Raw genomic sequence first — 20,573 nt, 5'->3', positions numbered from 1 at the left:
CGGCGGGCCCCGACGGCCCCTCGCGTCGCCTCCTCCGGGGCGTCGCTGGGGGCGCCTGGCACCCCGCCCCCGACCCCTCCCCCCCCCGGCGACCGCAGCCGCCGTTCGATCTCGGCCGCCGCCGCCTCGGCGACGCCGATGACGGTGGAGGAAGAAGAAGGGTCGCTCGGCACCACCTCGACCAGATCGAGCGCAAAGCGCGATTTCAGCCGTGCCGCAAGGTCGAGGCAATTGGCGATCGGATGGTCGACGCGCACCTTGATCAGCCCTTCGGAGACTGCGAGCGACACCAGCCGCTGCGCCGTCTGCCGCGAGATGCCAAGCGTGGCGGCGATCTGGTCCTGGGTGTTGCCTGCGACATAATAGAGCCAGCCGGCACGCGCCGCGTCGTCCAGCCTGTTGCCGCCGCTGTCCTGCCGCGAATTCAAGTTCCTGCCTCCCAACCCCGCCGAGCATAAGAGGCGGAGCGCAGTAGTTTCGCAGGGAATGAACTTGCGCGCAATTGCCTATTGTAAGAGCAATTGCTTAGTGATGAAACTTGGGTGTTTGGAGCGAAGTGACAGGTCGACCCAGTCTCGTTGCAACAGCAAGGCTGTCGAGGTCGCACCAATCACGGTTCTAAAGCGCGTTGCGTTCGATCGACCTCATGCGACGCGTTTTAGGTTCCTTTTTATGCATGTCGTCATCGCAAAACCGCTGCACACTTTGCGCGACATGCATTAGCGGGGACGCGGCGGTTTATCTCGCGCGCTAAACGCTTTAAGGAATTTTTTGAGAATGGAGCCTTGCATGACGCCGAAAGCGGTTTTCTGGGATATGGACGGCACGCTGGTCGACAGCGAGCCGCTGCACGAGGCGGCGCTGATTGCGGCGCTGCACAGCGTCGGCATCGCGCCGCCGGCCGACCTGCATGAGCGCGTGCTCGGCATCGCCGCATGGCCGGTCTACGAAATGCTGCGCGACGAGTTCGGCCTCGACCTGCCTTTCGACGACTGGATCGTGCGCAAGTACGATCACTATCTGCCGATGGCCGAAACGCTGACGCCACGCACCGGCGCGATCGAGATTTTCAATGAGCTGCTCGCGCTTGGCGTGCCGCAAGCGGTGGTGTCCAACTCCGACAGGCTGATCGTCGATGCCAATCTGCGCGCCGTAGGCCTCGTATATCCCGGCATGAAGACGGTCAGCCGCAACGACGTGCGTGAAGGCAAGCCGCATGCCGAACCTTTCCTGCGCGCCGCCTGGTTGGCCGACGTCGATCCCGCCGAGGCCGTGGCGGTCGACGACAGCGTGACCGGCGCCACGGCGGGGCTGGCAGCTGGAATGAAGACGATTTTCTGGCCAGAGGTGCCCATGGAGGGGCCGCCGGGGGCGATTGTCATCAACAGCGCCGGCGAATTGCGGGCCGAACTCGGGCTTTAAGCCAGGCCCGGCGGGACCGCGCTCAACTCCGGTAGGCAGGCTCCTGCTCGTCGAGGATCGCCTTCAGTTCGGAAAGGTGGCGCTCGGCCTGGCCGGGATAGTCTTCCTGTTCCCTTGCCGCTTTCTCCGCGATCTCATCCGACAGTACCCGCAGCGGCCGGCCGGTCCACAGCGCCTTGATATAGGTTTCGGCGGCGCGCTCGAAATAGAACATGCGGTTGAAGGTGTCGGCGACGCTGTCGCCGATGACCAGCACGCCATGGTTGCCCATCACCATCACCTTGACCTTCGGGTCGACAAGAAGCTGCGAGCAGCGCTCGCCCTCTTCCTCGAAGGCCAGCCCGCCATAATGAGCGTCGACGACATGGCGGTTGAAGAAGATCGCCGAGTTCTGGTCGATCGGCGGCAACGTCGAGTCAGCGAGCGAGGCAAGCACGGTGGCGTGGATCGAGTGGACATGCATGACGCAGCGTGCATGACGCACGTTGCGATGGATGGCACCATGCAGGCCCCACGCCGTCGGGTCGGGCGCATTCGGGCCGACCAGCGTGTCGGGATCATTGGCGTCGATCAGAAGCAGATCGCTCGCCTTGATACGCGAGAAATGCACCTGGTTAGGGTTCATCAGGAATTGCGAGCCATCGTCGTTGACCGCCAGCGAAAAATGATTGGCCACCGCCTCATGCATGTTAAGCCGCGCCGTCCAGCGGAAGGCGCAAGCCAGATCGACGCGCTCCTCATAGAACGGCAGGTTGGTCAGCACTTCCTTCTGCAGGCGCGTGATGCTCATCGTAACCTCCGTGAAAGAAGCAAGGATGCCGCGCGGCTGGAACACGCGCAACCGGTTTCGTTTGGTACAGGCGAGCGCCGTTATGCCGCCGTGCTGGTGGCCGCGCCGACCCGAAGCCCGCCATGCTCGACGATGAAATCGATCACCTCCTGCAGGCCCTTGCCGCGCGACAGGTCGGTGAAGCCAAACGGCCGTTTGCCGCGCATGCGGGCAGCGTCGCGTTCCATGATGTCGAGATTGACGTTCACATAGGGCGCAAGGTCGCTCTTGTTGATGACCAGGAAATCGGACCGGGTGATCGCCGGTCCGCCCTTGCGCGGAATCTCCTCGCCCTGGCAAACCGAGATGACATAGAGCGTCAGGTCGGCAAGGTCCGGCGAGAAGGTGGCGGCGAGGTTGTCGCCGCCCGATTCGATGAAGACGATGTCGAGATCCGGGAATTTTTTGGTCATCTCGGCGATCGCCTGCAGATTGATCGAGGCGTCCTCGCGAATGGCGGTGTGCGGGCAGCCGCCGGTCTCGACGCCGATGATGCGATCCTCGGGCAGCGCCTGAAGCCGGGCCAGCATCATGGCATCTTCCTTGGTGTAGATGTCGTTGGTGACGACGGCGATCGAGAACTCGTCACGCAGCGCCTTGCAGAGCTTTTCGGTGAGCGTCGTCTTGCCGGAGCCGACCGGGCCGCCGATGCCGATGCGAAGAGGACCGTTGGCTTGTGTCATCTAGGGAACTCCGTGATGGCAAGAATGGCGAAGCCGAGCCCGATCAACAGACAGAGCGGCGAATAGTAGCTGACATCAAGCCGCGCGAAAGGCTGTTCGGGCGCCAGCCGGCGCCACCACGGCGTGAAGCCGGCAATGCCGCGCGCCAGGAAGACCAGCGCGATGAGCAGCGCCGTGGCGGCCAGCCCGGCCTTGGGAAAGGGCGTGGCGAACACGCCTTCGAGCGCCATCGGCCACAGCGTCGCCAGGCCGAGGCAGGCGGCAACGGCGAAGCTGGCGAAGGGTGCCGGCATCTCGTCGACGCCGCGAAAGCCGATGACCGCGCGAGCGCAGGAGGCGGCGTCCCTGCCCGGCCAGATGCCGCCAATGCCCCAATAGACATGCAGTGCTGTGATCAACAGCAGGACCAGCGAGAGCGCGAAAGCGAGGACGATCATGAGCGGAACAGCCGCGAATACTGGGCTTCGTGCTTCATCGCCGTGACGTCGGAGATGAAAGCGCAGCCGCCGAGATCATCGAGGGTCGAGCCGGCAGCGCGGTCGGCCGTGGCCAGGGCAAGCGGTTCGAAGGCGGCCAGTAGCGTCATCGCGGCACTCTGGCCAACGATGCCGAGCCGGATCGCGGCCTGGACGAGATTGGAGAAGAAGGCCTGCAGAAAGGCCGCCAGGGCGTCCCGCAGCGCAATGCCGTGATCGCCGGCAACGGCGCCGACGGCAACGCAATAGGCACATTCGGCCGGCAGGCGATCCAGCACCTGGCACGGCCAGGCGAAGGCCGCCTTCAGGAAAGCAGCGCCCTGCAGCATGGTCTCGGCATGGCGCTCGCGCGAGCCTGCCAGAGCTTCGGCAAGGGCGACGATTTCATCGAGATCGCCGGTTTCGCGCCCCCTGCGCCAGCTTTCGGCAAACAGCACCGCATCATTCCAGCCCGAACCCATCTCGACCAGCGTTTCCAGCCACGCGGCGAGCTCTTTGCTGTCGGCAACCAGCCCGGCATGCACGGCTTGCTCGAGACCATGGCTGTAGGAAAAGCCGCCGACCGGGAAGGAAGGCGACAGCCACGCCATCAGCCGCAACAAAGCAATATTGGAAGGCTGGGCAACGTTGGAAGGCTGGTCAGTCATGGTCATGGTCATGCGAATGGCTGTGGGAATGCGATTCGCTATGGGTATGGGAATGCGCTTCGGCGTGGCTGTGCGCATGCGCCTCGGCATGAGCGTGGCCGTGGCCGCCATGCCCGGAATAGGCGCCGCGCACCGGCTTGAACGGCTCGGAGACGTCGCTAACGGTGGCGCCCAATCCCTCCAGCATCGCCTTGATGACATGGTCGCGCAGAATGAGGATGCGCCCAGCTTCGATGGCGGCTGCGAGATGGCGGTTGCCGATGTGCCAGGCAAGCTCTGCCAGATGGACAGGGTCGCTGGCCCGGACGTCGTAGAGCGCCTCCTCGGCCGCGATGATCTCGATGTGGCGGCCATCCTCCAGCACCAGCCGGTCACTATGGTTCAAGGTCACCGGTTCGGGCAGGTCGACCAGCACCTTGTCGCTACGGGCCGTTTCGATGGCGCGACGGCGCAGATGCCGCTCGTCATGGGCAAGCACCGCACTGTCGTATGGCGTGGTGGTTCCGGCTTCGCCCGCGGCCAGGACGGAGACGGCGCGCGGGAATTTGGTGAAGTCGGTGCGAATATCGAGCTTCATGTAAAAACTGCCTCTCCCAAAAAGCCTAGCCTATCGCGTCCGCCGCCCCAATGGGGCTCAGACGATCGTGTCGAAGAGCCGCAGGATGAACGATATCTGATAGACGAGCGCGCCGGCGACAAAGGCGATGTGAAAGCGGCGGTCGCGCAGCAGGATCGCAATGACGCAAAGCGCGACGAAAACCGGCGTGCGGATCAGATATTCGACGCCAAAATGGGCGAAATGCTCCGGCCCTTTCAGCAGCGTATCGATCACGTCGAGCAGATAGGTCGCCGCCAGCAGGCCGAAGAACCAGGCACGGCGCGAATAAAAGAAATCCTCATAGCTGGTGTAGTCCAGCATCGAATCCGGAAACAGCAGTGCGCAGAGCAGGAACAGCGTGACGGCGTAGAAGATGATGAACAGGTATTTGCCGAAGGTCCAATTCTCGATCTGGAACAGGCCGAACTCCCACCACCAGAAATGCACCAGCATTAAAAGCACCGACGCAACCCAGGCGAGGTGCACGGGATAGAGCCGGTATTGGCCGGGATGCTGGACGATGCGGGCGACCCCCGACAGCAGGCGGGTGACGCCGAGGCCGATCACCATGCCCAGGACGATGCGGATATGCGGGAAAATGTCGTGGGCGTAGGGGAGTTGCGGGTCCATAAGCCTGGCGCGGCATGTTCTACATCGGTCGTTCTAACGCCTATGGTTCAGAACAGGAAGTAGCGTTGCGCCATCGGCAGCACGGAAGCCGGCTCGCAGGTCAGGAGTTCGCCGTCGGCGCGGACCTCATAGGTTTCGGGGTCGACCTCGACATGCGGCGTGGCGTCATTGAGCACCATCGAATGCTTGCCGATGCCGCCGCGGGTGTTTTCGACCGCGACCATCTGCTTGTCGACGCCGAGCCTGCCGCGCAGGCCTGCGTCGAGCGCGGCCTTCGAAACGAAGGTCACCGACGAATTGGTCATCGCCTTGCCGTAGGCCCCGAACATCGGCCGGTAATGCATCGGCTGCGGCGTCGGGATCGAGGCGTTGGGATCGCCCATCGGGGCGGCGGCGATCATGCCGCCGATCAGCACCATGTCCGGCTTGACGCCGAAAAAGGCCGGATTCCACAGCACGAGGTCGGCGCGTTTTCCCACCGCCACCGAGCCGATGTCCTTCGACAGGCCATGCGCGATGGCCGGATTGATGGTGTATTTGGCGATGTAGCGGCGGACGCGGAAATTGTCGTTGTCGCCGGTCTCCTGCGGCAGCGAACCGCGCTGGCGCTTCATCTTGTCGGCGGTCTGCCAGCAGCGGATCGCCACTTCGCCGACACGGCCCATGGCCTGGCTGTCCGACGAGATGATCGAGAAGGCGCCGATGTCGTGCAGAATGTCTTCGGCGGCGATGGTTTCCTTGCGGATGCGGCTTTCGGCAAAGGCGATATCTTCGGGGATCGACGGCGACAGATGGTGACAGACCATCAGCATGTCGAGGTGTTCGGCCAGCGTGTTGATCGTGTAGGGGCGTGTCGGGTTGGTCGAGGACGGAATGACGTTAGGCAGGCCGCAGACCTTGATGATATCAGGCGCGTGGCCGCCGCCGGCGCCTTCGGTGTGGAAGGCATGGATGGTGCGGCCCTTGATCGCCGCGACCGTGTTTTCGACGAAGCCGGACTCGTTCAGCGTGTCGGTGTGGATCATCACCTGCACGTCGTAATCGTCGGCGACCGACAGGCAGCAGTCGATTGCAGCCGGCGTCGTGCCCCAGTCCTCGTGCAGCTTCAGCGAGCAGGCGCCGGCGAGCACCATCTCCTCGAGCGCGGCAGGCAGCGACGCGTTGCCCTTGCCCGACAGGCCGATATTCATCGGGAAGGCGTCGAAAGACTGGATCATGCGCGCCAGATGCCACGGCCCAGGCGTGCAGGTGGTGGCCAGCGTGCCGTGCGCCGGGCCGGTGCCGCCGCCGAGCATGGTGGTGATGCCCGACATCAGCGCTTCCTCGATCTGCTGCGGGCAGATGAAATGGATATGCGCGTCGAAGCCGCCGGCGGTCAGGATCTTCCCCTCGCCGGCGATGATCTCGGTGCCGGGACCGATGATGATGGTGACGCCGCCTTGGGTATCCGGATTGCCGGCCTTGCCGATCGCGGCGATACGGCCGTCCCTGAGGCCGATATCTGCCTTGACGATACCGGCGGTGGCATCGACGACCAACGCATTGGTGATGACGGTGTCGACCGCGCCTTGCGCGCGCGACACCTGGCTCTGGCCCATGCCGTCGCGGATGACCTTGCCGCCGCCGAACTTCACCTCCTCGCCGTGAAGAGTGAGATCCCTTTCGACCTCGATGAACAGCTCGGTGTCGGCGAGCCGGACCTTGTCGCCGACGGTCGGGCCGTACATCTGCGCGTAGGCGGCGCGGGTGATTTTAGCCATCAGCAATTGCTCCCGAAATACAGCCCGGAAATACCGCTTGTCGAAGCCGGGCCCCACATTGCCGCCATCCTATGGTCACGCAATGACCCGCTGAGCGACACTTTCCGATCCCATTTAGCGTTTGAGGTGGCCGGGCCACCCCAAAACGACCATTTGCCAATCGATGGAAAGGAACATCCATGCGCAAAACGACCCTTCTGGCAGCCGCCGCCACGCTGGTGCTCGCAACCGCCGCCAGCGCCCAGCAACAGCCTGCGCAGCAGCCCAGTCCGGCGCCGGCTGCGCCTGCTCCTGCCGCGCCCGGGGCGCAGCCGCAGGCGCCCACCATCCAGGCGATCAACGTCGTCGATATCAAGGATCTGCCCGCGGACACTCAAGCCAAGGTCAACGAGGTGATCGCCAAGCGCAGCGATGCCGACCTGCAGAAACTGCGCGGCTCGATCGACGCGACACCGCAGGTCAAATCCGCGCTCGAAGCCAAGGGGCTCACCTCGGCGCAGGTGATCGCCGCCAGCATGAGCACCAATGGCGCGCTGACGCTGATCACCAAGAAAGCGAGCTGACGAGACGAGGCGGCGGGCCGGCGCCCGGCCAGCCCGCCGCATCGCAAAGGGAACCTTCACGGGGGACGTTACGTTTCGGTCCTGTCGCCCTGACACGAGCCTCGAAAAGGACCCTGAGAACGAGCGATGGCGATCACCACCTTCTCCGACACCAGATGGCTGCATGGGATTGCCGCGACCGCGTTTCTGGCAGCCAGCATTCCGCACGCCGCGCTGAACGCGCAGAGCCTCGACAGCGCCGAGACCGTCAACCGGATCGTCGGCTCGGAGGTCGGCCAGGAAGAGACCCAGACAAATGCGGAAGCCGGCAAGGTCAGTTCGGCGATCGACCGCACGCGTGAAAACATCGCCGCCGTGCGCAAGACATCCAAGCTCGACAAGGTCGATATCGTGTTTCTTACCGATGCCGCGCGCACCGAAGGCGGCCCGCCGCCGGCGATCGAAAACAAGGTCAGGCAACATCGGGACGACATCGCCGAGCTGCGCAAGGAGATCGAGGCGAACGCATTGCTGTTCAACGCCATCGATTCGCGGCGAGTGCAAACCGAGGACGTTCTGGCGGTGGAATTCGACGATCCGGGAAAGGTCGTCATCTATGCGGCGGCCAAGCCGCCCGGCTGAGCCGAAACTGCTCGACGCCTTCGATCTCACAGCGCGCCCATGATCTTCTGCTGAAATCCGTAGACCTCGCGCTTGCCGCCGAACGGCACCAGGGTAACGTCGCGCTCTTGGCCGGGCTCGAAGCGCATGGCGGTGCCGGCAGCGATGTCGAGGCGCATGCCGCGGGACTTGTCGCGATCGAATCTCAGTCCCTCATTGGTCTCGAAGAAATGATAATGGCTGCCTACCTGGATCGGCCGGTCGCCGCTGTTGGCTACCTTCAAGGTGACCGTCGCCAGACCCTTGTTCAGTTCGATCTCGCCGCTTGCCGTGATGATTTCGCCGGGGATCATCGCGGCCTCACACGACGCCGAAAGCGAGGCCGGCGCCAATCGCGGCACAAGCGGCGCCAGCGGCGCGGGCAAGCCCGCGGAAGCGCCAGCCGAGGCCGAGACCGGCCGCGATGCCGACGGCGTGGAGCAGTGCCGTGGCAACGGCAAAGCCCGCCATATAGCCGAGTCCGCCGACATTCTCAGGCACCTCGGTGCCATGGGCATAGCCGTGGAACAGCGCGAACAGACCGATGACGGCAACGCCGGCCGAGACGGGAAGATCGACGGCGAGCGCAACCAGCAGCCCGAGCACCACGACGGACGCCAATATAGCAGGCTCGACGAAGACCATCGGCACATGCAGCATGCCGAGCGCGCCGCCGGCCAGCATGACGCTTACGAAGGCCAGCGGCCATGCCCAGATCGCTTTGTCGCCCTTGAGCGCGGCCCATAGCCCGACGGCAATCATCGCCGTCATGTGATCGAGGCCGGAGAGCGGGTGGGAGAAGCCGGCGGTGAAGGACCAAACCGTGCCGACGCCGACATGGGCATAGGCTGGCATTGCTGCCGCCAGCAGCAGGACCGCCGACAGCGTTGAGCGTTTCATCGTAGCGGTGATCATCGGCGTAGCTTCCATCTTCGAGTACCTCTCACGCCGCCTTGCGGGCCGGAGCGCAGCCCTCTGCCTTGAGGACGCGCTTGGTGGAGGCCGGATATTTCTTCAGCAGCGCTGCCGGACGGATCGGGCGGGCCGAGAAGTTGCCGCCGCAATTCGGACAGGCGCCGCCGAGCACGTTTTGTGCGCAGTCGGCGCAAAAGGTGCATTCGAAGGTGCAGATCACCGCGTCCGTCGCATCGGGCGGCAGATCCTTGTCGCAGCACTCGCAGTTGGGACGCAGCTCAAGCATTTTCCTCTCCTTGGCGGTGTTATCTGATCGGCTCGTGCACAGTCACCAGCTTGGTGCCGTCTGGAAACGTCGCCTCGACCTGCACATCGTGGATCATTTCTGCAATGCCTTCCATCACCTGGGCCCGGGTGACGACATGGGCGCCGGCCTCCATCAGCTCGGCGACCGCGCGGCCGTCGCGGGCACCCTCGACGACGAAATCGGTGATCAGCGCGATCGCTTCCGGATGATTGAGCTTGACGCCGCGTTCGAGCCGCTTGCGGGCCACGATCGCCGCCATGGCGATCAGCAGCTTGTCTTTCTCCCTCGGCGTCAGATTCATGCTTTTTCCTGCGGTGGCAAAATCGAAATCAGAGTGACCATAATTTGGGCAGGCCCGCCCGTCCGTTGAGCAATTCGACAAGCGGCACCAGCCGCTTGCGGAGCTGGTAGCCGTCCTCGGCGAACAGCCTCGCAAGAAGCTTGCCAGATTTCCGCACGCTCCAGAAACTGACGCCGCCCTGGCCGCCGACTATGCCCCGGGCCGGCTCGAGCAAAGCCTCTGCCCGTGGCGACACCATCAGCAGCGTCGCCACGGCGACGGCACCGCCGGCCGCTGCGGGACGGCTCAAGGTGGCCGCAACGTCCGGCCCGATGCGGAACTCCTCTGCATGGACCAGCGCCCCGTCCTGGCGGACGCGCCAGCGGTCGTGGAAATGGCCTTGCGAAGCCCGTTCACCCATGGCCAGGCGGCCGAAGACGGTAGCCTCCAGGATCAGCGCCTCGGCTCCGGTGGCAAGCTCCACGTCAAGGCTGCGGGCAAAGGCCGAGCGGTCGAAGACGATGGTTTCCTGTGGCAGCCAGGCAATGTGGCCGTCTTCTCCGACAGTCAGCTGCACCCGCACTTCGGCGCGGTCGGATGCGGCGCGATAGATTTTCTCGCAGGCCTGCGTTGTTATGGTTGCGGAGGCGCCGGCACCGACATCGACCTCCCAGGCGAGACGGTCGCCACCGGTCAGCCCACCGGCGGTGTTGATCAGGACGGCTTCGAGCGGATCGGCCGAGACCGCCGGCATGCGGATCTTGGCCGAACCGTCCTGGTACAGACGCCGAAGACGCGTGCGGCCTCCGTTCCAGTCGCAGCCAAGCCGCGCGACGCCGGCAACACGCTGGGCCGGCGGCACTGAAGTCAAGCTATATGCGATCGTATCCACGACACCAACGTTAAGCACTGCGGCGGCTTTGTCGATATATAGCTTGTTGCTTGACAGCGTTTCGGTTTCTATAGAGGGAGCCACCTTGGTACGGTCACCGGCGCCTGGCGGGGGTAAAAGGCGACGATGACGACGTAATCGAGGACAAAAGGGGCGCTGATCAGTTGGCGTCGGGAAACGACAGAGTTGGGGAAGAAACCGAATGGCTGACCAGCTGGCAAACGATATCATCGCCAAGATCAAGGCTCATGCCGAGCCGGGCGGCGAGGAAATCACCACCAGTACCGAACTGACCGCCCTTGGCATCCATTCGCTGGAACTGACGGAGATCATCTTCGATCTCGAGGAAGAGTATGGCATCGAAATCGAGATGAACACTGTCGATGCCTGGAGCAATCTGAAGAATGTCGGCGACATGGTCGAGGCGGTTCGCGCGCTGATCGCGAAAAAAGCCTGACTGAATGCACAAGCGCGTCGTCATCACGGGCATCGGCGGATTATGCGGGCTCGGCACCAATGCACCGGCAATCTGGAATGAAATGCGCGCCGGCCGTTCGGCAATCGGCGCGATCGACAATCCGCTGCTGCATGATCTGAAGGTCAAGGTCGGCTGCGAAATCAAGGCGCTTCCCGAGCACGGCATCGACCGCAAGCAGGTCGTGTCGATGGACCGCTTCAGCCTTCTGGCGACGATCGCCGCGCGGGAGGCGGCACAGCAGGCGAGATTGAACCCGCACGCGGCCAACACCTACCGGATGGGCACCATCGTCGGCGTCGGCGTCTGCGGCTGGGAGGCAATCGAAGAGAACTATCGCGCCATCCTGCTCGAAGGCAAGAACCGCGCCGGCATCTTCACCGTCCCGAAAGTAATGCCGGGCGCTGCAGCCGGCCATGTCAGCATGAATCTTGGTCTGCGCGGGCCGGTGTTCGGCATCACCTCTGCCTGCTCGTCATCCAACCACGCCATTGCCTCGGCGGTCGATCAGATCAGGCTCGGCCGGGCCGACGTCATGGTCGCCGGCGGCACCGATGCGCCGCTGGTCTGGGGCATCCTCAAGGGCTGGGAGGCCCTGCGGGTACTGTCGCCGGACACCTGCCGGCCGTTTTCGGCCGACCGCCAGGGGCTCGTGCTCGGCGAAGGCGCCGGCATGGTGGTGCTGGAAACATATGAGCATGCCATGGCGCGCGGCGCCGCCATCCTTGCCGAAATCGCCGGCGTCGGCCTTTCCGCCGACGCCTCCGATATCGTCGCGCCAACCATCGAAGGGCCTGAGGCGGCGATGCGCTTCTGCCTCGTCGATGCCGGGCTCAATCCCGAGGACGTCGACTATCTCAACGCGCATGGCACCGGCACCAAGGCCAACGATCAGATCGAGACGGCGGCGATCAAACGCGTGTTCGGCGGCCATGCCTACAAGCTTTCGGTGTCCTCGACCAAATCGATGCACGCCCACTGCCTCGGCGCCTCCGGCGCGCTGGAAATGATCGCCTGCGTGATGGCGATCCGCGAAGGCATCGTGCCGCCGACCGCCAATTATCGGGAAGCCGACGCCGACTGCGATCTCGACATCACGCCGAACGTGGCGCGCGAACGCACCGTGCGCACCGCGATCAGCAACAGCTTCGCCTTCGGCGGCACCAATGCGGTGCTGGCGGTCAAGGCCGTGTGACCGCACCCCTTGCGGGTCCTTCACCGGGGCCGGCGAAACTTTCCATGCGCATATTGATCGCGCCAGGCGTCGCGCCTAATTCTCTGCGACCTGCCATGACCGTGCCGCTCGGCGCGGTCCCCTACCAGGAGTTTCGATGACCGATCTGTCCGCGTTTCCGATTGCCAGGCGCTGGCCGGCGAGCCACCCCGACCGCATCCAGCTTTATTCGTTTCCGACGCCGAACGGGGTGAAGATATCGATCGCGCTGGAGGAACTTGGCCTGCCTTACGAGCCGCATGCCGTCGATCTCGGCAAGAACGAGAGCTGGACCCCGGAATTCCTGTCTTTGAACCCGAACGGCAAGATACCGGCGATGATCGATCCGGACGGCCCGAGCGGCAAGCCGATCGGCTTGTTCGAATCCGGCGCCATCCTGCTTTACCTCAGCGACAAGACCGGCAAGCTGGTGCCGGCAGACGCGACGCTGCGTTATGAGACGATCCAGTGGGTGTTCTTCCAGATGGCTTCGATCGGGCCGATGTTCGGCCAGGTCGGATTCTTCCACAAATTCGCTGGGCGCGAAATCGCCGACAAGCGCCCGCTGGAACGTTATCGCGACGAGTCGCGACGGCTGATCGGCGTCCTCGAAACGAGGCTCAAGGGCCGCAGCTGGATCATGGGCGACGATTACACCATCGCCGATATTTCGATGCTTGGGTGGGTGCGCAATCTGATCGGCTTCTACGAGGCGCGGGAACTCGTCGGTTTCGACGATTTCCCCAGCGTGGGCGCATGGCTGGAGCGTGGCCTCGCCCGGCCGGCGGTGCAGAGGGGCCTCACCATTCCGGCCAGAAGCTGATCTTACATCGATTCCGCTCGGCTATTTTGCCTTGGTCCGGGGTTTTGAGCCGCCCTTGCCGACTACGGAAGCAGCAAGCGACGCCGCACCTTTGGCGGTGGCAAGCACGGCACCGGCGGCGACATTGGCCGTTGCTTTAACAGTGCGCATTGCGCTGCCTGCGATCGATCCTCTGCTGCTTGCCGATCTTTTGGGCTTGGGTGCAGCGGCTTTGGTCGCGGCAGGCATCACCTTTTTCGGCGCCGCCTTGCCAAAGCTGGGCTTTGCCGCATCCTTGGAGCGGGCCGCCGCTGCCGGGCCGGCGCTGGTTTTTGCTCGAGTGGCTTTTGATCGTGTTGCCCTGCCCTTGGCGGGCGCAGGCTTTCTTGCCATGGTTTCCATCGAACGGTTCCCTCATGGGCACAATTGCCGTATCCGGGATAACGGCCTGAAACTGTCAAGGTTCCGGCCGGGCGGTTCCTTGCAAGTCAGGCCAGGTCGCCGACCACCAGGTCGGCGGGCCGCCGACGGGCAAGCACGCGGTCGATGTTCGGCATATCGTTAGAGGCGATCCAGGCGCGCGCATCCTCGTCGGACCGGCCGTGCTCGTGCCATCGCGCCAGCAGTCGGCGCTCGAGCTCGGCGCGCGGCACATCGACGAAGATCGAGAAGTCGAACAGCGGCGCCAGCCGCGTCCAGGGTTCCTCGTCGAGCAGCAGATAATTGCCTTCGACCAGAATGAATTTGGTGTCGGCGGCGACAATCGCAGCGGCGGCGCGCGACAGCTCCATGCTGCGGTCGAAGACCGGGATGGCGATATCCGGCTCGCCGGCGCGGATGCGCTTCAGCAGCGCTTCGAAGCCGGCAAAATCAAAGGTTTCCGGAGCACCTTTTCGCGCGCGAAGGCCGCGTCGATCGAGAACGGCGTCATCGTAATGGAAGCCATCCATCGGCACGACTTCCGCCGTGCCTTCCGGCAGCAGGTCGTGCAAGCCTGCCGACAATGTCGACTTGCCGGCGCCGGGCGGACCGGCAATGGCAACGATGAAGCGCGGCGCCTTGGCGCGCTTGAAAATGGCAGCAGCGATATGGGCGATTTCTGACATTGGCCCCCTTACGGTGGTTCTGGCGCATTTTGGCGGCAGTTTTCGAAAATTTCAAACGCCGGATTGTGCCAAGCCTTCAATCGGGCCTGGATTGACCGGTCCGCAGGAAATCGCTGTCGAAGGCGATGTCGCGCACGGCACCGTCAGCCGCCAGGATGCGCATGCGGCCCGGCGAGGTCGTGACGTCGTGCGGCGGCTCGCCGGATGGCCATGGCAGTGCGCCGATGACATGGCGGAACGAAAAGCGGCGTCCTTCGGAAAGGGCAAAGGCGGTCGCCACGCCTTCATGCTTCAGCCAATTGTCGCCGAGCGATGCGGCGTGGCCGACGGCCGTGCGGCCGTCCTCGATGCCGAGCACGCCGCGGTGGCGGCCGCTCCATGGCGCATAATCGCGCCCGCCATTGCTGACCCACAGCATGGTGACCGGCAGTTCGGCCGGGTTCTTCAGCACCAGCACGAGATCGGCTTCCGCCTGGCGCGCCAGCGCGGTCCAGCCCGGCCCGCCATGATCGGCCTCGACCAGCGTCACGAAGTCCTCACGCAGCTGGTCCATGCGATAGGTGGTCAGGTCAATCGTGCCGCCGTCGGCGGCGGGAAAGCGCGTCAGGTCGGCGCTCCGTGCCGGGTAGGCGAGCAAAGAGCGGCCGCGGGCGGGATTGGGCTCCGGCGCCTCGTTGGGCGTCGCGGCAAAGCGCTTCGGCGAGAAGGCCAGCCTGCCGCCGGCCGTCATTACCGTCATCGGATGGTGGGCGACGGGAATGGCGCCGGCGCCGCCGGAAAAGACGTGCTCCTGATAGAGAAAGGGATGATCGTCGCGCAAGGTCAGGATCTTGTCGACGGTTGCGCCCATGACCGGGCGCTGCAGGCGGAAGACGGCGCGCCAGCCGTCGGCCGTTGCCGCGCTGTCGACGACGTCCCAGCGACTATTTGCCGGCCAGCCATGCAAAGGTGCCGCTTCGACGTCGCTGATCGAGAACGGCGCGCAGAGGAAATCGCCGGACAGGTGGACCGTCCCTTCAGGCAGGTCTTTCGGCAGCATCTCGCGCGGCTCGCCGACCCAGGGTGCGCGATGCAGCGGCTTCAGCCGATGGCCATCGATATCGACCGCCATGTCGGCGAGATGGCCGACGGCAAGATCGACCGATACCGAAATGCCCTTTGCCGTGATCGTGACCGCATCCATGTGCACCTACCGATTCTGCCGGCGCCAGCAAAGCCCACTCGCCGCCGGTTGCGCAAGCGCGGTGGCCGGCAATTCACATCAGGCGGCGCCACGTCGGCCTGTGGACAGGGCACCGTTCGAGGGCCAGACCGATATTAACCAAATGGACTGTGCCTTTGCGTTAAGATAGCTTCGCCTCGTCTCAGAAACTGCCTGCCTTCGGAACTGACTTGTCCGCCTTCCGGTTCTTTTCGTCCATCCACAAATGCGTCGCTGTGCTGGCGCTGCTGTTGTTTGCTGCCGGCTGCACGACTGTCACGCCGCCCGACAGCGTGCTGGCGGTACCGGCGCCGCCGCAGAAATATGCCGCCATGGTCATCGATGCCGGCACCGGCAAGACGCTGTTTGAGGTCAATTCGACGGCGCCGCGTTATCCGGCGTCACTGACCAAGATGATGACGCTCTACCTCCTGTTCGAGGCGCTGGACCAGGGCCGCATCAGCAAGGAGACGCAAATCCCGGTGTCGGACAACGCCGCCCGGCAGCCGCCGACCAAGCTGCGGTTCAGGCGCGGCGAGACCATCGACGTCGATTCGGCGATCCGCGCCGTCGTCGTCAAATCGGCCAATGACGTGGCGGTCGCCGTTGCCGAATATCTCGGCGGCAGCGAAGAGGCGTTCGCCGGCATGATGACCGCCAAGGCGCGTCAGATCGGCATGAGCAGCACCGTTTTCCGCAACGCCTCGGGCCTGCCGGACGGCGACCAGCACACCAGCGCGCGCGACATGGCGGTGCTCGGCATGGCGCTGCACGCCCGCTTCCCGCAGCATTTCCACTATTTCTCTGAAAGCGACTTCATGTTCCGCGGCAGGCTGGTGCGCGGCCACAACGACATGCTTGGCCGGGTGCGCGGGGTCGACGGCATCAAGACCGGCTACATCAGGGCTTCGGGCTTCAACATCGTCACCTCCTATGATGCGGACGGGCACAGGCTGATCATCGTGGTGATGGGCGCCGACAGCGCGCGCCAGCGCAACGACCACGTCGAGGCGCTGATCCAGCGCAGCCTGTTGCCGACCTCCGAGGCAAAGACGCGACTGCTGTATGCCGAGGAGCAGTGACAGTTGAAGTCCGAGTGTTGACCGCGTGCGGGTTCAGGCGACAAACGCAGAGCCGCCGTTTTGCGCGACACTGCTGAGATACTTTGCCGGCGGCTTGCCAAGCGCTTTCTTGAACATGGTGATGAAGGCGGTGACCGATTCGTAACCGAGATCGGCCGAAACCTGCTGCACGCTGGCGCCGGAGGCCAGCTCGCGCATCGCGACGATCAGGTGCAGTTGCTGGCGCCAGCGCCCGAAGGTCAGCCCTGTCTCTTTCACCACGAGACGTGCGAGACTGCTCTCGCTGAGCGCGACGCGACTGGCCCATTCCGCCAGGGTGCTGCGATCGGCAGGATCTTGCGCCAACGCCGCCGCGATGCGCCTCAAGCGCGGCTCGGACGAGATCGGCAAATGCAGCTGCTGGACAGGCATGCGCGGCAATTCGGATAGCAGTACGCTGGTCAGGAGCTCGCCCCTCGCGTCATCGTCCTCAACGCGATCCGTCAGCTCTATGATGAGCTCGCGCAGCAACGGCGTGATCGAAAGCGTGCAGCACCGGTCCGGCAGGTCGGTAGCTCCCGGTTCGATATAGACGAAGAAAATCCGGGCGTTGGCGGTCGCGATATTGCTGTGCTCCATGTCGCCGGGAATCCACACCGCGCAATGCGGCGGCACCATCCACAGGCCGCTGGGGACGCGACATGTGACGCCGCCGCCCAGCGCGAAGACGAGTTGCCCCTTGCGGTGGCGATGGTCCGGCACCTCCGCCCCGGTTTCGGTAACGTCAACGCGCACGGCGATTGCCGGGGCGAGGACATCATCCGGATCGAACGGCCAGGGGTAGCGGAGAGGCTGTCTCATATTGACTGATTTTAGCGATCGACTGCCAAGACATCTAAATTACTCAAACAGGAAAGTCGATAGTTTAGGGATGAGTACCTCAGAAGCCGACAGGCGGGCTTCCATTTAGTCATGCCCTGCTTGCGTTCTGAACGTCGGACCAACAAGCCCGGCGCACGAAACAGGCTGGCGTCCGCCACGCAGCAAGAAGGGACGATACCAATGCTCGCCTTGGTCACATCTTCCGACAGCGCCACCGGGTTGCGGCTCGCCGAGCTTGGTGAGCCCGAGCCCGCCCCGCATGAGGCGCTGGTCTCGGTCCGGGCAGTCTCGCTGAACCGCGGCGAACTGCGCCTGCTCAACATCCGTCCGAACGGCTGGGTGCCTGGCCAGGACGTCGCCGGAATTGTCGAGCGCACCGCGGCCGACGGCTCCGGGCCGGCCGTCGGCGCCCGGGTTGCGGCTCTGGTCGACGAGGCCGGGTGGGCCGAACGGGTCGCCGTTCCGACCGACCACCTCGCCGTCCTGCCGGACGACGTCAGCTTCGTCTCCGCCGCCACTGTTCCGGTCGCGGGCACGACCGCGCTGCGGACCCTGCGCCTCGGCGGCGACCTGGCCGGCCAGCGGGTCCTGATTACCGGCGCAAGCGGCGCGGTCGGCCGTTTCCAGATCCAGATCGCCCGCCAGCAGGGCGCGTCGGTGGTGGCGGTCGCCGCTGAACGGCATGCCGACGATCTCCGCGGCCTCGGAGCCGAGCGGGTCGTCGAAACGATCGAGCTGGCCGAAGGACTGTTCTCGCTGATTACCGAATCGGTGGGCGGCGATAGCCTCGCCCACGCGATCGAACGGATCGCGCCCGGCGGCACCGTCGTCATGTTCGGCTCGAGCAGCGGCGAACTCACGCCCATCGGCTTCCGCCAGTTCGTTCCGGGGCACGAAGGTGCGCGGCTGCAGACCTTCGCCTACTACGCTTCCGGTCCGGAGGTTGGCGCCGACATCGCCTCGCTGCTCGCGCCGATCGCAGCCGGCCGGCTCGAAACGCGCGTAGTCCTCACCGTGCCGTGGCGGGACGTCGGCCAAGCCCTCGACGCGCTGCGGCAGCGCAGCATCAGCGGCAAGGCAGTGCTTACCGTGACAGAATGAGCAGGCGGTGGCGCCGGACGGGACGGTGTCTGTCTCCCCCGGGCTGCTACCGCAACTTGAGCCCGCTGGCGATTGCCCGTTGAAGCCGGCGCCTGCTTCCGCTAAGAAGCCGTGGCTGGCCGGTTTACCGGCTGGTTCGTTTTTGGGATCACCGATCCTGAAGGCACCCGTAGCTCAGCTGGATAGAGCGCTGCCCTCCGAAGGCAGAGGTCACAGGTTCGAATCCTGTCGGGTGCGCCAGTTTCTCCCTGTCCAACCCGGAGACATAGGTAACAGATTGTACTTAAGACATGGGTGACAACCTCGTGCCGAACGGGTTGTCGATGGTCTGCAAGGTCCTCTGTTCCAAGTCGATATAACCGAGATCGTAATGCATGAAGCTGACGAGCCAAATGCCGTCGTCGATCTCCTTGATTCCCAGCCTCTGACCGGCGAGCACGGTCGAGACGTTGATCTTCTTCCTGTGCATGCAGATGCGGCCGCAAGCGGTAACCAGGATGTCGCGGTCGTGGAAGGGGTATTCCAGTTCCGGCAGGCCCTCATAGGCTCTTAAGGACGGCGTGTAGAGCTCGGCCGGGGTGCGCATGGCGAGCGCCTCGTGTGGCCTTTCCTCGTTGAATTCGCTGATGAAAGCGTCGAACCTCGCCTGCTGCTGGAGAATGTTCATGCCGGGCGGCCTGGTCGTCTCTTTCTTTAAGGTCAGATGCATGCGCTCGTGGCGGCCGTTCTGTTGCGGGTTGCCCGGCTGGATGCGCTCGATGACGATGCCGAGCCTGAGCCAGAACACCGACAGGCGCGAGAGATTGTAGAGGCCGTTAGGCGAAGCGAAGGGGAGCCCGTTGTCGGAGCGGATGGCGGCGGGCAGGCCGCGCTCCCTGAACAGCCGCACGAAGGCCTCGATGACCGGCGTCTCCTTTGTCGATTCGAGCGCTTCGCAGGCGAGCACATAGCGCGAGGTCTGGTCGGTGACCGTCAGGGGGTAACAGTAGCTACCGTTGCCGAGCCTGAACTCCCCCTTGAAGTCGGTGCACCACAGATCGTTAGGGGCGGCGGCTTGCGACAGCGGCGTGCCCACGGCCTTGTTCGCCGGGTTCCTTTTGCGGGCCTGGCTCACAAGGCCGTGACGGTCGAGCACGGCATGCACGGTGCTTTTGGCCGGATACGTACATCACCGGCGAGCTTCCTGACCAGCAACTCCCTGATCTTGCGAGCGCCCCAATGCGGCTTCTCGCGCTTGGTCTCGACGATCAGCCGCTCGATCTGCTCGGGCAACTGGTTGCCGTACGCCTAGCGCCGGCAAGGGGCCGCTCCTCTCAGAAGCCTATGCCCTATGGCAAAAGGGCAGCCCTGCTCTGGGCGGAAAGCAATCCTCCCCCCACACGCTGCGCGAGGCGGAGAGGGCCGTGCGCTACTTCACCCAATGGCATGGCGACCTGAGGCTCGGGGACACCACGAAGGAGAAGGCCCGAGAGGCCTGCCGGTGGCGGCGGTGATGCTGCTTTCTGGTTTCCCCTGATCGCCCTCCTCTCGGGGGCTCGGCTTAACGAGATCGCTCAGCTTCGCATTAAGGACCTCAGGCAGGACCCGGGGCGCGGGACGCGGGGGGCCTTGAAGAGACACATGACGCTCTTACGGGCCACGTCGGCGGGGGCGGGATTGGCCGAGGCTGCGGGGGCGGCTTCGGGCTCAAGGCGCTGGCCGATGCGATGCGCAGCATCACGGCCCCAAAGGCAGTCCGAGCCGTGCCGCAGTGGTCCCCGCGAGGCCGTGCAAGACGGCAGCACAGAGCTTCCGATAAGTGAGACGGGAGAAAGGGGCCGAACCCCTTCAGACTTCCTCCCCCCGCCCCTGTCCCTTAAGGCGACTTCGGGTGAGCCTTACTGCCGGCGAAACGGAGGCAGCGCCGTCATGAACACGTGGCCGTGCGTGATGTCGAAGAGGCGGAAGCTCCCCCGCACGAGGGCTTGGTAGTCCGTCCGGCTGAGCGAGGTTGATAGCCCCCACTTCAGTACGCCTCCGGCGAGGGCCGCCTTGCGGGAGCATGGCCCGGTAGCGAAGCTGCGCTCTTAAGGTCGTCCTTTCGAGCGTAGT

At 64.5% G+C, this 20,573-nt stretch carries 26 protein-coding genes, 1 tRNA gene and 1 pseudogene; 9 read left to right on the top strand and 19 right to left on the bottom strand.

What is annotated here, in order from left to right; genetic code table 11:
- A partial coding sequence (locus NKI58_RS33860) for a helix-turn-helix domain-containing protein (RefSeq protein WP_352854419.1) occupies positions 1 to 428 on the bottom strand: 428 nt, incomplete at its 3' end.
- Between the two features lie 361 nt (positions 429 to 789).
- Here NKI58_RS33860 and NKI58_RS33855 point away from each other — a divergent pair.
- Entirely contained in the window at positions 790 to 1,422 is a 633-nt protein-coding gene (locus NKI58_RS33855; RefSeq protein ID WP_023676998.1) for an HAD family hydrolase, read from the top strand.
- Positions 1,423 to 1,444: 22 nt separating this feature from the next.
- On the opposite strand, the gene NKI58_RS33850 is transcribed toward NKI58_RS33855, so the two are convergent.
- From NKI58_RS33850 to ureC, 7 genes are all read right to left on the bottom strand, one after another.
- Positions 1,445 to 2,212, bottom strand: a complete 768-nt coding sequence (locus NKI58_RS33850) for a class II aldolase and adducin N-terminal domain-containing protein (protein WP_023676999.1) — start codon at positions 2,210 to 2,212, stop codon at positions 1,445 to 1,447.
- Positions 2,213 to 2,292: 80 nt separating this feature from the next.
- Complete coding sequence (gene ureG, locus NKI58_RS33845; RefSeq protein WP_023677000.1) at positions 2,293 to 2,934, bottom strand: urease accessory protein UreG; 642 nt, start codon at positions 2,932 to 2,934, stop codon at positions 2,293 to 2,295.
- A complete protein-coding gene (locus NKI58_RS33840; protein ID WP_023677001.1) occupies positions 2,931 to 3,371 on the bottom strand; it encodes a DUF3995 domain-containing protein in 441 nt (146 codons plus the stop codon). The genes ureG and NKI58_RS33840 overlap by 4 nt, the downstream gene beginning before the upstream one ends.
- Entirely contained in the window at positions 3,368 to 4,069 is a 702-nt protein-coding gene (locus NKI58_RS33835; RefSeq protein ID WP_031211833.1) for an urease accessory protein UreF, read from the bottom strand. The genes NKI58_RS33840 and NKI58_RS33835 overlap by 4 nt, the downstream gene beginning before the upstream one ends.
- Complete coding sequence (locus NKI58_RS33830) at positions 4,050 to 4,634, bottom strand: urease accessory protein UreE (RefSeq protein ID WP_023677003.1); 585 nt, start codon at positions 4,632 to 4,634, stop codon at positions 4,050 to 4,052. The genes NKI58_RS33835 and NKI58_RS33830 overlap by 20 nt, the downstream gene beginning before the upstream one ends.
- A 57-nt stretch (positions 4,635 to 4,691) precedes the next feature.
- A complete protein-coding gene (locus NKI58_RS33825; RefSeq protein WP_023677004.1) occupies positions 4,692 to 5,285 on the bottom strand; it encodes a hypothetical protein in 594 nt (197 codons plus the stop codon).
- 47 nt (positions 5,286 to 5,332) lie between these two features.
- Positions 5,333 to 7,045, bottom strand: coding sequence for an urease subunit alpha (ureC, locus tag NKI58_RS33820; RefSeq protein WP_502896924.1), 1,713 nt, complete (start codon positions 7,043 to 7,045; stop codon positions 5,333 to 5,335).
- Between the two features lie 179 nt (positions 7,046 to 7,224).
- Here ureC and NKI58_RS33815 point away from each other — a divergent pair, with 179 nt between their 5' ends.
- Positions 7,225 to 7,608, top strand: a complete 384-nt coding sequence (locus NKI58_RS33815; RefSeq protein ID WP_023677006.1) for a hypothetical protein — start codon at positions 7,225 to 7,227, stop codon at positions 7,606 to 7,608.
- Between the two features lie 126 nt (positions 7,609 to 7,734).
- Positions 7,735 to 8,229 (top strand): hypothetical protein, encoded by a 495-nt coding sequence (locus tag NKI58_RS33810; protein WP_023677007.1) that lies wholly within the window; start codon positions 7,735 to 7,737, stop codon positions 8,227 to 8,229.
- Positions 8,230 to 8,255: 26 nt separating this feature from the next.
- Here NKI58_RS33810 and NKI58_RS33805 read toward each other — a convergent pair whose 3' ends face one another.
- From NKI58_RS33805 to NKI58_RS33785, 5 genes are read right to left on the bottom strand one after another with little or no spacing between them, the layout of a single operon-like run.
- Positions 8,256 to 8,561, bottom strand: coding sequence for an urease subunit beta (locus tag NKI58_RS33805; protein WP_352588675.1), 306 nt, complete (start codon positions 8,559 to 8,561; stop codon positions 8,256 to 8,258).
- A gap of 7 nt (positions 8,562 to 8,568) precedes the next feature.
- The gene (locus NKI58_RS33800; RefSeq protein ID WP_352697270.1) at positions 8,569 to 9,162 is read right to left on the bottom strand and encodes a HupE/UreJ family protein; all 594 of its coding nucleotides are present in this window, start codon (positions 9,160 to 9,162) and stop codon (positions 8,569 to 8,571) included.
- 28 nt (positions 9,163 to 9,190) lie between these two features.
- Positions 9,191 to 9,448, bottom strand: a complete 258-nt coding sequence (locus NKI58_RS33795; protein WP_352455915.1) for a DUF1272 domain-containing protein — start codon at positions 9,446 to 9,448, stop codon at positions 9,191 to 9,193.
- Positions 9,449 to 9,467: 19 nt separating this feature from the next.
- Positions 9,468 to 9,770, bottom strand: a complete 303-nt coding sequence (locus NKI58_RS33790; protein WP_023677011.1) for an urease subunit gamma — start codon at positions 9,768 to 9,770, stop codon at positions 9,468 to 9,470.
- A gap of 28 nt (positions 9,771 to 9,798) precedes the next feature.
- A complete protein-coding gene (locus NKI58_RS33785; protein WP_502898440.1) occupies positions 9,799 to 10,641 on the bottom strand; it encodes an urease accessory protein UreD in 843 nt (280 codons plus the stop codon).
- A gap of 202 nt (positions 10,642 to 10,843) precedes the next feature.
- Between NKI58_RS33785 and NKI58_RS33780 the strand changes: the two genes are divergently transcribed.
- The 3 genes from NKI58_RS33780 to NKI58_RS33770 all read left to right on the top strand — a co-directional run bounded on the left by NKI58_RS33780 (position 10,844) and on the right by NKI58_RS33770 (position 13,152).
- Entirely contained in the window at positions 10,844 to 11,098 is a 255-nt protein-coding gene (locus NKI58_RS33780) for an acyl carrier protein (protein ID WP_023677013.1), read from the top strand.
- A gap of 4 nt (positions 11,099 to 11,102) precedes the next feature.
- Positions 11,103 to 12,311, top strand: coding sequence for a beta-ketoacyl-[acyl-carrier-protein] synthase family protein (locus NKI58_RS33775; RefSeq protein WP_352697274.1), 1,209 nt, complete (start codon positions 11,103 to 11,105; stop codon positions 12,309 to 12,311).
- A 136-nt stretch (positions 12,312 to 12,447) separates the two neighbouring features.
- Complete coding sequence (locus tag NKI58_RS33770) at positions 12,448 to 13,152, top strand: glutathione S-transferase family protein (RefSeq protein ID WP_352588686.1); 705 nt, start codon at positions 12,448 to 12,450, stop codon at positions 13,150 to 13,152.
- 21 nt (positions 13,153 to 13,173) lie between these two features.
- Here NKI58_RS33770 and NKI58_RS33765 read toward each other — a convergent pair whose 3' ends face one another.
- From NKI58_RS33765 to NKI58_RS33750, 4 genes are all read right to left on the bottom strand, one after another.
- A complete protein-coding gene (locus NKI58_RS33765; RefSeq protein ID WP_302893450.1) occupies positions 13,174 to 13,302 on the bottom strand; it encodes a hypothetical protein in 129 nt (42 codons plus the stop codon).
- The gene (locus NKI58_RS33760; RefSeq protein WP_352588689.1) at positions 13,289 to 13,549 is read right to left on the bottom strand and encodes a hypothetical protein; all 261 of its coding nucleotides are present in this window, start codon (positions 13,547 to 13,549) and stop codon (positions 13,289 to 13,291) included. The genes NKI58_RS33765 and NKI58_RS33760 overlap by 14 nt, the downstream gene beginning before the upstream one ends.
- Positions 13,550 to 13,619: 70 nt before the next feature.
- Entirely contained in the window at positions 13,620 to 14,237 is a 618-nt protein-coding gene (locus NKI58_RS33755; RefSeq protein ID WP_352588692.1) for a nucleoside triphosphate hydrolase, read from the bottom strand.
- A gap of 76 nt (positions 14,238 to 14,313) precedes the next feature.
- On the bottom strand, positions 14,314 to 15,420 hold the full coding sequence (locus tag NKI58_RS33750) for a hypothetical protein (RefSeq protein ID WP_352783694.1): 1,107 nt from the start codon (positions 15,418 to 15,420) through the stop codon (positions 14,314 to 14,316).
- A gap of 209 nt (positions 15,421 to 15,629) precedes the next feature.
- Between NKI58_RS33750 and NKI58_RS33745 the strand changes: the two genes are divergently transcribed.
- Complete coding sequence (locus NKI58_RS33745) at positions 15,630 to 16,520, top strand: D-alanyl-D-alanine carboxypeptidase family protein (protein WP_023677019.1); 891 nt, start codon at positions 15,630 to 15,632, stop codon at positions 16,518 to 16,520.
- Between the two features lie 33 nt (positions 16,521 to 16,553).
- Here the strand turns inward: NKI58_RS33745 and NKI58_RS33740 are convergent, their stop codons facing one another.
- On the bottom strand, positions 16,554 to 17,360 hold the full coding sequence (locus NKI58_RS33740; RefSeq protein WP_352725648.1) for an AraC family transcriptional regulator: 807 nt from the start codon (positions 17,358 to 17,360) through the stop codon (positions 16,554 to 16,556).
- Between the two features lie 201 nt (positions 17,361 to 17,561).
- Here NKI58_RS33740 and NKI58_RS33735 point away from each other — a divergent pair, with 201 nt between their 5' ends.
- Positions 17,562 to 18,482, top strand: a complete 921-nt coding sequence (locus tag NKI58_RS33735) for a zinc-binding dehydrogenase (protein WP_352783689.1) — start codon at positions 17,562 to 17,564, stop codon at positions 18,480 to 18,482.
- 163 nt (positions 18,483 to 18,645) lie between these two features.
- Positions 18,646 to 18,722, top strand: a tRNA-Arg gene (locus NKI58_RS33730).
- 43 nt (positions 18,723 to 18,765) lie between these two features.
- On the opposite strand, the pseudogene NKI58_RS33725 reads toward NKI58_RS33730, so the two are convergent.
- A pseudogene (locus NKI58_RS33725) lies at positions 18,766 to 19,766 on the bottom strand (integrase core domain-containing protein); the annotation flags it as partial.
- Between the last annotated feature and the right edge of the window lie 807 nt (positions 19,767 to 20,573).

The sequence above is a fragment of the Mesorhizobium sp. M0522 genome (genome assembly GCF_040321085.1).
In the GTDB taxonomy this organism is placed as follows: domain Bacteria; phylum Pseudomonadota; class Alphaproteobacteria; order Rhizobiales; family Rhizobiaceae; genus Mesorhizobium.
Note: the sequence above shows the minus strand (reverse complement) of the source record. Positions and strands in the feature narration are given on the sequence as shown.